The 14,479-nt window shown below is 47.2% G+C and carries 11 protein-coding genes; 2 read left to right on the top strand and 9 right to left on the bottom strand.

All coding sequences use genetic code 11. From position 1 onward, the window contains the following. Positions 1-27 precede the first annotated feature (27 nt). The 7 genes from AC1XUF_RS09745 to AC1XUF_RS09775 all read right to left on the bottom strand — a co-directional run bounded on the left by AC1XUF_RS09745 (position 28) and on the right by AC1XUF_RS09775 (position 7,705). The gene (locus tag AC1XUF_RS09745) at positions 28-1,215 is read right to left on the bottom strand and encodes a glycosyltransferase family 87 protein (protein WP_483341585.1); all 1,188 of its coding nucleotides are present in this window, start codon (positions 1,213-1,215) and stop codon (positions 28-30) included. A 16-nt stretch (positions 1,216-1,231) separates the two neighbouring features. Then, entirely contained in the window at positions 1,232-1,681 is a 450-nt protein-coding gene (locus tag AC1XUF_RS09750; RefSeq protein ID WP_483341586.1) for an RES family NAD+ phosphorylase, read from the bottom strand. A gap of 2 nt (positions 1,682-1,683) precedes the next feature. Continuing rightward, complete coding sequence (gene parS, locus AC1XUF_RS09755; RefSeq protein WP_483341587.1) at positions 1,684-2,115, bottom strand: type II RES/Xre toxin-antitoxin system antitoxin; 432 nt, start codon at positions 2,113-2,115, stop codon at positions 1,684-1,686. A gap of 76 nt (positions 2,116-2,191) precedes the next feature. Beyond that, positions 2,192-3,118: an alpha/beta hydrolase gene (locus tag AC1XUF_RS09760; protein ID WP_483341588.1), complete on the bottom strand. Its 927-nt coding sequence runs from the start codon at positions 3,116-3,118 to the stop codon at positions 2,192-2,194. Positions 3,119-3,164: 46 nt separating this feature from the next. Further along, positions 3,165-4,469 (bottom strand): exosortase N, encoded by a 1,305-nt coding sequence (gene xrtN / locus AC1XUF_RS09765; RefSeq protein ID WP_483341589.1) that lies wholly within the window; start codon positions 4,467-4,469, stop codon positions 3,165-3,167. Continuing rightward, complete coding sequence (locus tag AC1XUF_RS09770) at positions 4,456-7,020, bottom strand: XrtN system VIT domain-containing protein (protein WP_483341590.1); 2,565 nt, start codon at positions 7,018-7,020, stop codon at positions 4,456-4,458. Before AC1XUF_RS09770 ends, xrtN begins: the two co-directional genes overlap by 14 nt. 97 nt (positions 7,021-7,117) lie before the next feature. After that, positions 7,118-7,705: a hypothetical protein gene (locus tag AC1XUF_RS09775; RefSeq protein WP_483341591.1), complete on the bottom strand. Its 588-nt coding sequence runs from the start codon at positions 7,703-7,705 to the stop codon at positions 7,118-7,120. Positions 7,706-7,808: 103 nt separating this feature from the next. Between AC1XUF_RS09775 and AC1XUF_RS09780 the strand changes: the two genes are divergently transcribed. After that, on the top strand, positions 7,809-10,898 hold the full coding sequence (locus tag AC1XUF_RS09780; protein WP_483341592.1) for a PVC-type heme-binding CxxCH protein: 3,090 nt from the start codon (positions 7,809-7,811) through the stop codon (positions 10,896-10,898). Positions 10,899-10,954: 56 nt separating this feature from the next. Here the strand turns inward: AC1XUF_RS09780 and AC1XUF_RS09785 are convergent, their stop codons facing one another. Together AC1XUF_RS09785 and AC1XUF_RS09790 are read right to left on the bottom strand one after the other, a co-directional pair. Further along, entirely contained in the window at positions 10,955-11,368 is a 414-nt protein-coding gene (locus tag AC1XUF_RS09785) for a hypothetical protein (protein ID WP_483341593.1), read from the bottom strand. 22 nt (positions 11,369-11,390) lie between these two features. Further along, positions 11,391-11,576 carry a hypothetical protein gene (locus AC1XUF_RS09790; protein WP_483341594.1) on the bottom strand — a complete coding sequence of 62 codons (186 nt, stop codon included), beginning with the start codon at positions 11,574-11,576 and terminating at the stop codon, positions 11,391-11,393. A 163-nt stretch (positions 11,577-11,739) separates the two neighbouring features. Between AC1XUF_RS09790 and AC1XUF_RS09795 the strand changes: the two genes are divergently transcribed. Beyond that, a complete protein-coding gene (locus tag AC1XUF_RS09795) occupies positions 11,740-14,436 on the top strand; it encodes a PVC-type heme-binding CxxCH protein (RefSeq protein WP_483341595.1) in 2,697 nt (898 codons plus the stop codon). Positions 14,437-14,479 lie beyond the last annotated feature (43 nt).

Here is a 14,479-nt window from a genome sequence, read left to right on the forward strand (position 1 = left end):
GGAGCCGCGTCTGTCCTGCCATTTTGTTTAATACAAAGTCTCCTCCGTCGGCGGTCTGGATATGAGCTTTCCGCATATCAGATCAAAACTGACTTTCCCCCAAACCAAAATGCATGGGACCGCCTTGATCGCATAAGGCTGCATCCACTCGACCCTGATAAATCTTGGAAATAGATCGGTGGGCGATAGCGTGGTAAAAATGAAGGCCAGCGCCAGCAAAACGTAGTTTGCTCTCGAAGGAAATTGGGAATAATACCAAAGCGCAACGCCGCTGATCGCGATAATAAAGGTTGGTGACTCGGCGCGGTGGTTGAAAATAACCACCCAGATCAGTACTGAGGAAAGTATCAGGGCCCTGAATACAAAATGATGGTACTGGTTGATTCTCAAAAATGGTACGCAAAACAATATTGCGCCAATGACGCTCACGTAAGTTTTATTGACCTGCCAGCCAAACCACGCTTTAAGCCAGCCGATTACAGAAAGGCCGTCTGAAATGGAGTGATCGTTTGACAAAAGGTTTGCCCAGCTCTTGTACAGGAAAACCAATTGTTCGGTGTTGACAGCAAGCAGGGGTAGGAATGTGAAAAGCGCAACCCAGAATGCAGTTGTATAAGTTAACTTCAATTTGTCGGGGTAGAGGAGGTAAAGTGCCAGTCCCACAATTCCAAAGAGCTTGATATAGATCGTAGAAACCAGGCAAAGGGAGGCCATCCAGTACTTGCCTCTTTCCAGAAATCCGAATGTAAAAAGCAGTAATCCGGCTATGAGTGCATTGCTTTGCTCATTTTGAACAGAAGTCAAAAGCTCAACCAGCATAAATGTCAAAATCAATCCTTTTGTACGGATGTCGAGTTTTGGCAAATAATATACAGAGTAAAAAAGGACTGCGGCATTGAGCAAGTTCCATAAGGATAAGCCCAGAACGTCGGGTAGAACAGCCAATGCACCAAAAATCAAGGCAAATGCCGGGCTGTATTTAAATAAGTCTCCTTGTTCTTCTATGAATTGTGCATACAAGTCCTTTCCCTGGATAAGGTGAAAAAAGGATTGCCTGAAAATGACGTAGTTATTGTAGCTGGTATAGAGCCTGCCGCCTGCGACAAAGCTTTTCGGGCCCGTAAAATAAGATTGCAGACTGGCAAACAGGGCTATTCCAAGAAAAACGATAAGAATTGCCCTGGGATTTACTAAAAAGCGGTTGGTCGCATTCATAGGCAATAAAGAAAGGTTATTTCAATCGCTTGTCAAAATGGATTGGTTCGACTTTCGTGATACGTGCAGACAGATGCTCCTGATGCGACGGGTTTAAAAGGTAATTGTATTCTTCAAGGCTTTGTGCGGAAGGGACTTTCATAACCCAGTAAAGTCCCTCCTGGATCCAGGCTTCTGTGATCGTAGCTAACGAAGTGGAGTAGGGGAAGTCCCACCAATTCGAAGGAAGTTGTGCGGGATTGACTTCCGTCATGGATGCGGTATCCGGAATTTCGATGGTTACCAAAACCTGATTTTTTGGGATTACCGGCGAATTCGCCAGTATTTCAAGTTTTGACAGGGAAATATGTTCCGAAGTGTAGAGTATCCGCGTTCCCTTGAAATGCCAGCGCCCACTGGTGTACAGGCAACCCGTTCCTGAAAGATCATTTGCATAAAGAGGGGACGCGATTCGGTAAAGGCGCATCTTTAAGAGAAAATTCCGTGCTCTATCCTGAATAAGACGTTCAGGATTTCCTCTCTGCCAATGGAATAACTAAGCAGTTCAATCGGTTTTTTATTCCCCAATGCAAGGACCGGGCTGTTAAGCCAGACTTTGAAATCATTCTCATTTTCAAATACATCCAGGCCTTTTGCAATGATCTTAGAAAGGTCTACCACCTTTTCACTTTCTCCTGCCGATAATGTTGATTGATTTTTAATCCGGCGTTGAAAGGTGCTTTCAGATAGGTTGAGCATCTGGCTGAATAGCTTGTTGGAAAGCTCCAGTTGCTTTTGTATCCTTTGCGCAACTGCTATGGGGAAGCCCTTCTCGGTAATTTCAATAAAAGACAAAAAGCTGTCAACCGGTTGTTTGAAAGCCTTTTGCCCTCCTAAAACATCTATAACTTGAGTTGTCATACTGTCAAATGATTGTATTTGATAGGTCATTTGACAGTAAATTTAGTAAAATATACTCGAAATCAAAATGCAATTCTTACTTCATATAACCCATTGCCTTTAGCCAGCCCTCCATTGCCGCGGGCCAGCCCGCAAGTGAACCTTTTCCTTCGGTCCGCATGCCGAAGCCGTGACCGCCTTTCGGGTACAAATGCATCTCCACGGGGATTTTAAACTTTTTAAGGGCCAGATAATATTCGATGCTGTTTTCAACAGGTACGCCCGTATCATCCGTTGCATGGACCAGAAACGCAGGGGGTGTCTGGCTGCTTACCTGCAATTCGTTTGAGTAATATCTGATCAGTTGTTCTGATTTCTCGTGTCCCAAAAGATTATTCCGTGATCCGGCATGCAAAATGCCTGGCATGAAGGAAATCACCGGGTAAAGCAAAATAGAGAAGTTAGGTTTCGCTTCCTCCGATCCCTTTGAACCCACATTGTAATGCGTCGAAAGCGTCGCCGCAAGGTGCCCGCCAGCCGAAAAACCCATGACGCCCACTTTTTTGGTATCAATATTCCATTTTGAAGCATTTTGCCGGATCAGTTTCATGGCTTGCATGGCGTCCATCAAGGGTGCTTCATGCGGATGTATCATCGCCTTCGCCGTAGGAAGCCGGTATTTTAAAACAAAAGCTGTAATGCCACGGTCATTGAACCACTTGGCGAAATCGCTTCCCTCATGGGATGCCGCGAGGATTGCATAACCTCCTCCCGGGCATATCATGACAGAAGCGCCTGTTGCCTTTTCTTTTGGAGCAAGATAAACGGTGAGCGTAGGGACAGTAACTCCGCTGATCCGCAGAATGCCGCTGGCGTCGGTCTCTGACTTTTCCTGAATGGTGTTCGTTTTAGAATTGGGTACTTTGCCTTCCGGCCAGAGGTTGATTGTTTCCGTTTGTGCCATTGCAGTATAAGAAGAGCCCAAAATGCCCAAAGCGATGAGAATTCTTTTTGTTGTTTTCATTGATCTGTATTTTCATCCAAAAGACGTCAGTTCAGGCAATATACCCTCAAATCAGCTGTAACCATTGGTATACCGCAGAGTTCAGGTCTTTTTGATTGCAACTGGTCACGTTAATCAACTGAAAACCATCTTCTCCGAGCATGGCCCGCCAGCGCCAGTCCAGCTGGCTTATAGTAATATGTTGTTTATTAGAAAACCACCAGGCCGTCAGCAGTTCCTCCTTTCCTTTTCTCAAAGTGCCCACATAAATCGTTTTTCCGGAAACCACCTGTTCTCTCACACGGGTGAGCTTGTAGCCTGACCCTACCCAGCAGATAGCAGGATTATGTTCAGTGGAGTAAAATCCCGGAATGGATTTGACATACACCAAAGCATATTGATTTTTGAACCGCGAGACGCCATTTCCCAGCAGGTTCATTTTATAATCGGGAACAGGATTGTCGGCAATACTTGCGGAAGCCGCCTTTTCCGACGGCCTTTCTTGCAAGGTAAAATAGCTGCAAAGGACCAGCAGGACGAAATGCGTTGCAACAAGAGCGGGCGCAGGCCTCCATTCAGTCTCCGGGTGCCTGGTTATGGGTTTTGAAAAGCGGTTGTGCAGGTATTGGACCAGAAACGACACAGGCAGCCACACATAAAGGAGCAGGCAGATGATTCCTGCCAGGTCGTGAAAAGGGCTTTCCGGTTGGATGCCGAAGACAACCAACGTGATGATCCGCATGAGGTTGCTGAAAATGTTGAGTCCAAAGGCGCCGGACAAAACCAGGATTTTCCAATGTAACTGCAGTTGTTTACTATCTTTCATTTGGGTGTGGACAATCAGAAAGACAGCTGCCAGCAATGAAAAGCCGGTCATTTGTAACCCCATGCAAGCAGGCTCAACGGAGAAATCGGACCCATTGACCTGAATGATGTTGCCCGATACCTGCACTGGAATATGTGCAGCCCGAAGGAGCATCCCCGACCAGTCGCTGAGCCAGAGCCTTATGGGAAAGGTGAAAACCTCAGACACATACCTAAATAATGGAGAGATCATGAGCATGACAAAGCCAACTAAAATATCGGCCTTGCCATTCAGATTTTGAGCGGCAAAAAGCAGTGAGGTTATCAATAAAAAATACCGGAACGATAATTCAGTCCTGACCGAGCAAATCACAAGCAGGAGCAAAACCCATGGCGTCAGCGACATGCCCCTATGGCCGGCCGGTGCATTCCAAAGTATAAAGGGAATCATGCCGGTACCGATCCAAAAGGTCGCGTCGCCCCGCAGATAACCATTCATGAAAAGTATCCCGAACAAGATGACGTAGCCTGCTGCCAGAACTGTAAGGACTTTATTACCAGCGGACATAATTCCTGAAAGTATAGTAGCTGATCAGTAATCCAAAAAGCAGGATCAGTGCCCATTCGTGTGGTTCGGGTACTGCGCCATAGGATTTTAAAGTCGCGTTGTCCAGGCTGTTTTTGCTTTTCTTGATGTCAAAACGATCGTAATCCCTCTGGGTTTCCAGTACGATCATGCTCGAGACAGGAGTGACGATATGTGCTTCCTCCGCTTCACGGACCAGTTTTTGGTTCAAAAGAGAATCATTTTGAAAACTATTGTCCAGGTAATGCCTGCCTGCTTCCTTCATGATATGGTTATAGGCAAACAGGCGGAGCAAATGATCTGGTGCAGCGTATTTGAGAGTGTCACTGGTTTCCTGAATAGTTATTTTGGAATAAGCAATATTTAAAACAGAGTTGTCTTTCTCCTCATCGGCTGAAAACTGATTGAGGGACAACATTTTCTTCAATCCTGCCAGGTCCGTTTGCTCACAGCGGATGAGACGGAGCTCATTTAATGTCCTTAAATAGGGTGAAAGCTCTTCCCCCAAGCTGAATACCCTCAGTGAAGTACTGTCACGATCATTGCTGAGCGCTTTTGAAAAATGGCTTTCGGCCAGATCTTTCAGGTTGGGCGAAACAGGGTTTGCCTTGGTAATCAGCAATGCATGCTGGCGGTCTTCAACCTGGTGTACCGGAAAAAGGGAGAAGTTATGAGCAGCAAGTTTCTTAAAAATCTCGTCCCGGTTAGCTTTGGAAACCCGGACGAATGTTTCGTTGAAAACATAAACAGCCCTGTTTTCAAGTAATCCGAGAACCTTATCAAACTCGTCTTTTGACCAGCCCTGATGAAGGTCCAGATAAATATTTCTTGCAAAAAAGGATTCGGGGGCCTGGACTAGGGGATTGATCGAATAGGACTTTCCATTAAACCTGAAGCCGTCGGAGGAAAGGGGTATAGCTCCGAACCGTGCCTTCCAGACAGACTGGTATTTTCCATTGGCTACCATGCTGTTGATTCCCTTCTCTTCCGCCCCGGAAGGTACTCCCAGGCCAGTCACTTTTTTTGTGAAATCGAGTTTGATCATTTCAGAAGCATTGGCGGCATCCGGTCCCTGGAACCACACATTTTCGTAAACCAATTGGTTGTTTTCAAATTTCAGGGGGGAAGTTATGCCTATTTTGAATTTGCGGTCTTCTTCGGAGGTGCAGGGGAAAACTTTCAGTTTTACCGTATTGCCTTCCTGCCAGTGAATGACAGACGGGTCCCTGCTTTCGACCCCAACAATCGTTTTATAGGCCGAATCCGCTTTGGCTTGTGTAGCGAAGCGGCTTTGTTCTTCTCTGCCATTGATCCATAATGAAAGGGAGCTTACTACCGAGCCTTCGGGCATATGAAAAGTATACAAAGCTTCCTCCTGCCGTTGACTTTCCGCGTAACTTCTGATGGTGATGGTTTTCTCCGTATAGGCTAGCCTGAAATCCGGATAAATCCGCGCCTGGGTGACGACATTTTTTGTTTTGAGGTCACTCCCTGTCCAAAGCCTTTCCTGTTTGTAATGGCGGCTGTCGAACAGCACATCCAGCAATTTAATCCGCTCGGCCTTTGGCAGGTCTGTTTTAGGCGTAAAGAGCGACGCAATCAGTATCAGTGGGTCGTGCCGTACCAGCTCACCCGTGTTCAGGTTGTCCGGGACCATGCTGAACGCAGCGCCGGGCATCTGGTAAACGATATCCCCCATGATGACCCTTTTGGTGATCCAGTCAGTGCCAATCTGCTGTCCTAATGAAACCCAATCGGGCAATGTGGCCGTAGTACTTACGGCAATTTCATTGGTTTTATCCCGGATTTCGGTGTTGATCCAATGCCATTTGATGCTGAAATAAATTACGAAAAGCAGGGGCAAAACCGCGCCTGCCGCTATGTAGAGTTTGTAGGCAGTCCAGTTGCGCGACAATATCTGGAAGTGCGCAATGCAAAGAAACAACGGTATAAAGCTGTGGAGGGATAGACCCAGAAATACCAGTGCCACCAGGCCAAGCGGATAAATCCATGACAGGTAAATAGCATAGTAGCTCCAGAGGAGGGTGGAAGCGCCCAGGAAAAGAAACAGGAGTTTTCTTGCTGGCGACGGTAAAACCGTTTTCCAGGCATATATGATGCAGGTACAGGCAGAAACGATAAGGGCAACATGGAGCCAGGAGGCTGACTCGCTGAAAATCGGCAAAGAAATGTTCAAAACAAAGCAACTCGCTACCCAGACAAACCCCAAAAGCAAACGGTGGGCCTGATACGCAACCGGTTGCTTTTTCCAGAAGAATTTTATTTTTCCTTTTGCCAGAAGCCAGAAGAAATAGAAAATGGCAACCGGGTAGGAAATGACAAAAGCGCTGGATTCGAGCGGCGCGAAGAGCTTTTCCTTGCTGAGGATAAGCAATCCGAAATTGAAGACCAGGCACACCAGGCCAATAATATAATCGGTGTCGAAGATTCTTGCTTCCTCAAGTAGCTTCTTTTCAGCATATTCTGGCTCGGTTCTGTACTTTAATTCTGCGACTGTAGCTTTGTTTTTCATTGGCTCATTAGTTTAAAAAGTACTTTGTATTACAAAGTACTTTTTAAAAACCGAATAAAACAATGCTTGTGCCGACATTATTTTCAGGATGACAACCTTAGGGCTTGGCCGGATTGATCATGATATGCGCGCGGTGTGTGCCGGGGTCCATGATCCAGGGCATTCCGGGCATATCGGGTTTAAGAGGCAGGCCGGTGCTCTCAGCAGTGGCAAAAGGAATATAAACCACGTACCGCAGGTAACTATTTTTCAGGATGCCGGTGGCAGGATCATAGTTGTCTTTTGAACCCGAAAGTACATATAGCGTGGAAGATTGTTTGGGCATCGCCAACTTCCCGTCTTTTACTTCCTTTTCGCGGATGTCAAAAATCTCTTTGGGATTTTTGCCTTCTTTTGTCAACACCCGTCCACGTTCCATAAACGGGTCCAGGATGGCGGGGTAACATGAAACATTGATATCTTCTTTTTTGGGATCGTCTGCGAGGCAAACAAAATCATTGCTTCCGTTTCGCAATATTGTAAAAGAGCCGTCCGGAGCATAGCCATAAACTTTTGCCCCGGCCTGCTTTTCAGAAGGGGCTGCGAGCACCGCCGTTTTAATCTGAATATCAGCAGAAGGAATGTTTTGTCCTGCAACCGGAAGTGCCAGACAAACAGCGATTAAGGAAAAAAAAGTCTTGTTCATGATAGTAAATGACAGGTGGATTGTCTCTTATACTCTAAAATTAGGAATCTTTCAATTAGAAATAACACAATTCGTTTCGGTCAGGAACACAATTACTTCACCTATGAATTTCAGAAAAAATCTGTTGCTCTTTCCGGCGGGCTGCATGCTGGCGGGGCTAATGATCGCGGGTTACCAGAAGTCAAATCCAAGTACCTTTCAAAGCCCGACGATCGATAGTTTATATAAGGACCTGACCGACGCCCAGAAACGTTCACCTAAATACGCGGTTGCGGGATTAACTGTGACCGAAGGCCTCGAAGCTACTCTTTTCTCCTCCGAACCCACCATCACCAATCCTACGAATATCGACGTGGACCATCTGGGGCGTGTATGGGTTTGCGAGGCGTATAACTATCGCCCGGCCGTCAATGGTAATCCTACCAAAAACGAGGGCGACCGCATTGTGATCCTTGAAGATACAGACGGCGACGGCAAATCGGATAAGACCACGGTGTTTTATCAGGGCAAGGAAATCAATGCGCCGCTGGGGGTTTGGGTAATGGGAAATAAGGTGATTGTGTCGCAAAGCCCGTATGTGTGGTTGTTTACCGACGAGGATGGCGACCTCAAAGCCGATAAAAAGGAAGTTATTTTTGAAGGTATAGGCGGGGAGCAGCATGATCACGGCATGCATGCATTTGTTTTTGGCCCTGACGGAAAGCTCTATTTCAACTTCGGGAATGAGGGGGGAAAGTTATTGGATGGAAAAGGGAATCCGATTGTTGGGAAGGATGGGCAACCCATTGATTTTAAGAAACTAAAACAGGGAATGGTGTTCCGTTGCGATCCAGATTTTAAGAATGTGGAGGTACTGGGGAATAATTTCAGGAACAATTACGAGGTAGCGGTGGATAGTTACGGCACCATGTGGCAGTCGGACAATGACGATGATGGTAATAAAGGCGTGCGCATTAACTATGTAATGCAATATGGTAATTATGGCTATACCGATGAGATGACTGGTGCGGGCTGGCGTGCCAATCGTACCAATATAGAGGACTCGATTCCCTACCGTCACTGGCATTTGAACGACCCGGGTGTAGTCCCTAATTTATTGCAGACCGGTTCGGGCTCGCCGACCGGGATGGTGGTATACGAAGGCAGTTTATTGCCAAAAGAATTCAGGGGGCAGATGATCCACTGCGAACCGGGACATAATGTGCTCCGGTCGTATCCCGTGGAGAAGTCAGGCGCCGGCTATACGGCCAAAATCGTCAATATCGTCGACGGAAAAAGGGACCAATGGTTCCGGCCAAGCGACGTATGTGTGGCACCCGACGGTTCGCTGATCGTATCCGACTGGTATGATCCGGGTGTTGGCGGTCACCAGGCTGGCGACCAGGCAAGAGGTCGCGTGTACCGTATAGCACCTGCCAATATCCGTTACCGCGCGCCGAAAACAGACTTAAGTACCCCGCAAGGGGCAGTTGAGGCATTGCAGAGCCCCAATTTATCGGTAAGGTATCTCGCCTGGGAAGCACTGAATAAAATGGGGGATAAGGCGGTAGCGCCTTTGCAAAAGCTTTTTGCCGATAAAAAAGCGGATTATCGTATGCGGGCAAGAGCTTTGTGGTTATTGAGCAAATGGCCTTCGACCAGCAAAAAGGCAATCGATCAGGCGGTCAAAGATCCCAATTCAGACATGCGGATTGCGGGATTGCGGGCGGCCAGCGAAGTAAAAGATGCCGATATCATCACGTACCTGAAATTATTGTCGAAAGATCCGGAACCGCAGGTGCGCAGGGAATGTGCATTGGTACTTCATCATAATACTTCAGCAGGAGCCCCGGCGATCTGGGCAGAACTCGCTAAGCATTACGATGGCAAGGACCGCTGGTACCTGGAAGCCCTTGGCATCGCAGCCGACAACCAGTGGGACCCATTTTTTAAAGAATGGCTTGCCAAAGTGGGGCCTAATCCTACGGCTACCCAGGCAGGTAAAGACATCGTATGGCGTTCACGCGGCAAAGAGTCGATCCCTTTGCTGGCGTCGCTGGCAGGGGACCCCAATACCGATCTTAAAAGCCGCCTGCGCTATTTTCGCGCTTTTGATTTCAATCCGGCAGCGACGGAAAAATCAATGGCTTTGCTAAAACTGATGAAAGGGACTGCGAAAGACCAAATCCAGATTAACGAACTGGCTTTCCGTCATTTGGACCCTACGTTTGTAAAAGGTAACCCCGAGGCAATGGCATCATTGAAAAAAATGCTGGATACTACATTCGGCACGCCGGCCTATCTGGAATTGGTAGCCAAATATGAGCTAAGCTCTGAAAACGAACGCTTGCTGGAAATGGCTGTTAATCAATCCTCAACCAGGAATGGCGCGGCCGCGGCTTCGCAGTTGATGAAACAGGGAGGGGGGGATTTGGTCTGGAAAGTCATTAAGGGCGGTGACGAGGCAAAAAGCGAGGGGATTTTGACAGCATTGAAATCGGCCGGTGGCAAAGAATCATTGGAAATATTGAAAAAAGTGGCAACCGATAACAACTATCCGGCTGCCTTAAGGATAACAGCCGCTAAATCACTCGGGGGCACCATGGCCGGGGAAGATCAGGTGTTGGTGTTGTTAAAAGAAGGCAAACTGGACGGTGAAGCAAAAACAGCCGCCGTGCAGGGCCTCAGCGGCGCCTGGAGAAAGTCGGTGAAACTTGAAGCTGCCAAATACATGGAGGCAGGAAGCGTGAGTACCTCCACCCGCAAACACCCCGATGTAAAACAACTGATTACCATGAAGGGGGACGTTGCAAAGGGCAAAGAGGTATTTACTTCCTATTGTTCCGTTTGCCATCAGGTGAATGGTCAGGGAATGGATTTTGGTCCTAAACTTTCGGAGATCGGGGGTAAACTGACCAAAGAGGCGCAATATGCGGCCATTTTCGAGCCGAGTGCGGGTATTGGATTTGGTTATGAGGGATTTGAGGTGACCTTTAAAGATGGGTCGGCAGTTACCGGGATCGTCGCCAGCAAAACAGAAACCGACCTGATCCTGAAATTTCCAGGAGGTTCAACCCAGGAATACAAAATGTCGAAAGTGAAATCGATGAAGCAGCTCACGGATTCCATGATGCCGGCCGGCTTGCAGGACGCAATGAGTACGGAGGAATTGGTGAGTCTGGTTGAGTATTTGAGTAGTCTTAGGAAGAAATGAAAAGAGAAGGGAGCGCTTACCAAAAATCGCTCCCTTCTCTTTTTTAATAATACAAATCATTTGTAAGGAACGGCCTTAATCAATCGGAGATCATTTAACTGGCTGATATTAAGGATGTTTTCTTCCGGAATGATCTGACGATTGATCCAGTTGTTGATCACCATTGTATTTTTAAGCCCAAAGCGGCGGCAATATTCTTTCAAAGTAACCCATTCGCTCAACGGATATTTTTTGCCGTCAATTTCAATGTTCACTTCTGAATTTTCGTATTCCGCAATGAGGTCAGCAGCCTTTTGACGCGATTCTTTCGCTTTCAGCATCATTTCATCACCTTTCGCAATCATTACTTTTCTTATTTCGGAACGTTCGGCTTCCGTCGCTTTCGAAAAATAGTCCAGACAAGCTTTACTTGCTGACTCATAGTCTTCCAGGCTATTTGCCTCGCTTAATTTTTTAATCAAATCTTCCATTGAGTAAATCAGTTAATATTTGCTAGATAGCTTTCAGCACTTCTTTTAACTTTTCAATTATTTCGTCAGTTTCATTTATTTGATCCAGAATTTCATCCCTGCGGCTCTCCGTAAGTGCTCCGACGGCTTCAAGATTGTGAAGAGTAATTTTCAACGCACCTCTTCTGATTATTTGTTCTGCTATAAGTTGTTTTATTTTTTCTTTCACAACAATTGAAACAACATTGAAAGCTCGAAGCTATATTGTTTTGTGATAAAACAAAACATTTTTGATTTAAATCCGCAACAACTTTAAAACTTCCTTTCATTATTCAGCAAACAAGCCGTATTTTTAATCGGTTTTTGTGAAGTCTGCGTCATCAAATTTTGTTTTGAAACAATTCAATTTTAAAAGATTTGCCCTATTACTCGCTGCAAATTCTTTCTTCTTTCAAGTTTACGGGTTTTGTCAAGTTGTTGATTCATTAGAAGTTACCGATCCTGATAGTGTCTATGCTTCGCTTTCTGAACCGGAGAAACGGTTTTCCAGGAATGCGGTTGCCGGACTTAAGGTAGCCGAGGGTCTTGAAGCAACTTTATTCGCTTCGGAACCCAACGTTGTCAATCCGATTAACATAGACGTCGATCATAAAGGGCGGGTCTGGGTTTGCGAGGCATATAATTACCGGCCTGCCATGAATGGGAAATCGGAGCTGGGAATGGGCGACCGGATCCTGATTCTGGAAGACAAAGACGGAGATGGAAAGGCGGACGTTACCAAAGTGTTCTACCAGGGGCCGGAAATCAATTCGCCGCTTGGGATCTGGGTAATGGGGAACAAAGCAGTGGTTTCGCAAAGTCCTTATGTGTGGCTTTTTACTGATACGGATGGTGACGATAAGGCCGATACCAAAGAGGTTTTATTCAAAGGTATCGGCGGTACGCAGAACGACGCCGGCATACATGCATTTGTTTTTGGGCCGGACGGTAAGTTTTATTTCAACTACGGAAATGCAGGCCGACAGCTTGTAGATGGCCAGGATCGTCCGCTTCTTGACAAATACGAAAGGCCTATAGACTTCCGACAGTTTAAGCAGGGCGTCGTGTTCAGGTGTGAACAGGATTTTACGAAAGTTGAAATCATGGCGGAGAATTTTCGCAATGGTTTCGAGGTAGCTGTGGACAGCTATGGCACCATGTGGCAATCCGACCAGGAGGAACCCGGAAATGGCGGTGACAGGGTGTCTTACGTCATGGAAAACGGGAATTTTGGCTATATCGATGAGATGACCGGGGCAAGCTGGCGGATTAACCGGACAAACGTTGAGGATGAAATCCCGCGTCGTCACTGGCATCAGAACGACCCGGGCGTAGTGCCGGATTTGCTGGAAACGGGTTCGGGCTTTCCCATGGGAATGACCATTTACGAGGGCGATTTATTGCCTCGCCGCTATTGGGACCAAATTTTATTGGCAGATGCAGGGCAAAATAATGTAAGCGGGTACCCGGTGGCGAACGATGGTGCAGGTTATAAATCCAACGGGATCATTCCTATCGTTGAAGGTACCAGGGACAAATGGTTTCGCCCGACAGATGTTTGCGTGGCGCCCGACGGCTCGCTGATCGTTTCGGACTGGTATGATCCGGTCATCGGCTCCCATCAAATGAAGGACAAAAGTCGGGGCCGGATTTTCAGGATCGCTCCGCTTGCAACGCCTTACAAAATCCCGGTTTTTGATCTTAGTAACCCCGAGCAGGCGGTGAAAGCTTTGCAGAGCCCCAATCTGTCGATGCGTTATATGGCCTGGAACGCCTGCGTAAAACACGGCTGGAATGCTGAGCCCTTTTTGGAAGATCTGTTTAACCAGTACAATGCCAATCCAAGGTTGAGGGTCCGCGCATTGTGGGTTTTGAATAGAATTGAAGGTTTTAACTACCGTAACCTGGATATCGCTTTCAGGCATATCAATCCGAATATCCGCATTGCTGCACTACGCGCCGTGCGGCAGAGAAATAGTGACCCCACAGAATATATCAAGCGCCTTACTGCTGATCCCGACCCACAGGTAAGGCGCGAATGTGCATTGGCGATCAATCATAACCATACTTATGAAGCATTGGATGTATGGCTGCAATTGGCCAAACAGTACAAAGGCAAGGATCGCTGGTCGGTTGAAGCATTGAGCATTGGCGCGTACGATCAGTGGGAGCGCATTTTCCCGGCCTGGCTGGAGAAAGCTGGCCCGAAACCCGGCGCAACGGATGCGGGTAAGGACATTATCTGGCTGGCACGTACAAGGCAGGCCATTCCTTATCTTACTGATCTCGCGGCGGATACGAGTGTCAGTTTTAAAAGTCGGCTACGTTATTTTCGTGCTTTTGACTTTTTTCGGGCCGGATACGAAAAGTCGCAGGCTTTGCTGAATGTACTGACAGTCAATTCGTCCGATCGCATTGAGGTAAGTAAGCTGGCTTTGCTGCATCTGGACAAATCATTTGTAACCAATTCGCAGCAGGGACGCAACGCGCTGAATAAGCTGCTTGACGAAACTTACGGGACCGAGCACTACATTGATCTGATGACCCGATACGAGCTGGAATCCGAAAATGACAGGCTCCTGAAACTTGCGCTCGATAAATCCAATGAGGTATTAGGCCGCGATGCGGGTGCATTGCTGTTGGAACAGGCCGGCATTTCGTATGTTACCGAAAAGCTCGGAACATTGAACGAGTCGAAGAAATCTTCGCTGCTGGCATCTATTCAAACTGTCGGAAGCCCCGAATCGGTTTATTTGCTGCGGTCGGTTGCATTGGACAACAACCAACCGGCATCCGTCCGGACAAATGCAGCGAGGTACCTGGGCGCCAGCTGGCCTGGTGAAGAAGCTGTGGTGAGGCTGCTCAGAGAGGATCAACTCAGCGGGGACGTGAAAGAGGCGGCTTTGGAAGGCGTGAAAAATGCGTTCCGGGAGGATATCAAAGCACAGCTTGCACCTTATTTCCCGAAACCCAAAGAGGAAATCAAAGAAGCACCTGCGGAACCGGCGAAGGTTGGCCCAAAACGGAAAAGGCGCCGGAACAGGGATTGACATGCTGATCATTTTAACCTCAAAAAGGCCATTGTGAAAATAT

It is taken from the genome of Dyadobacter sp. HNCC25DJ185 (genome assembly GCF_056895195.1).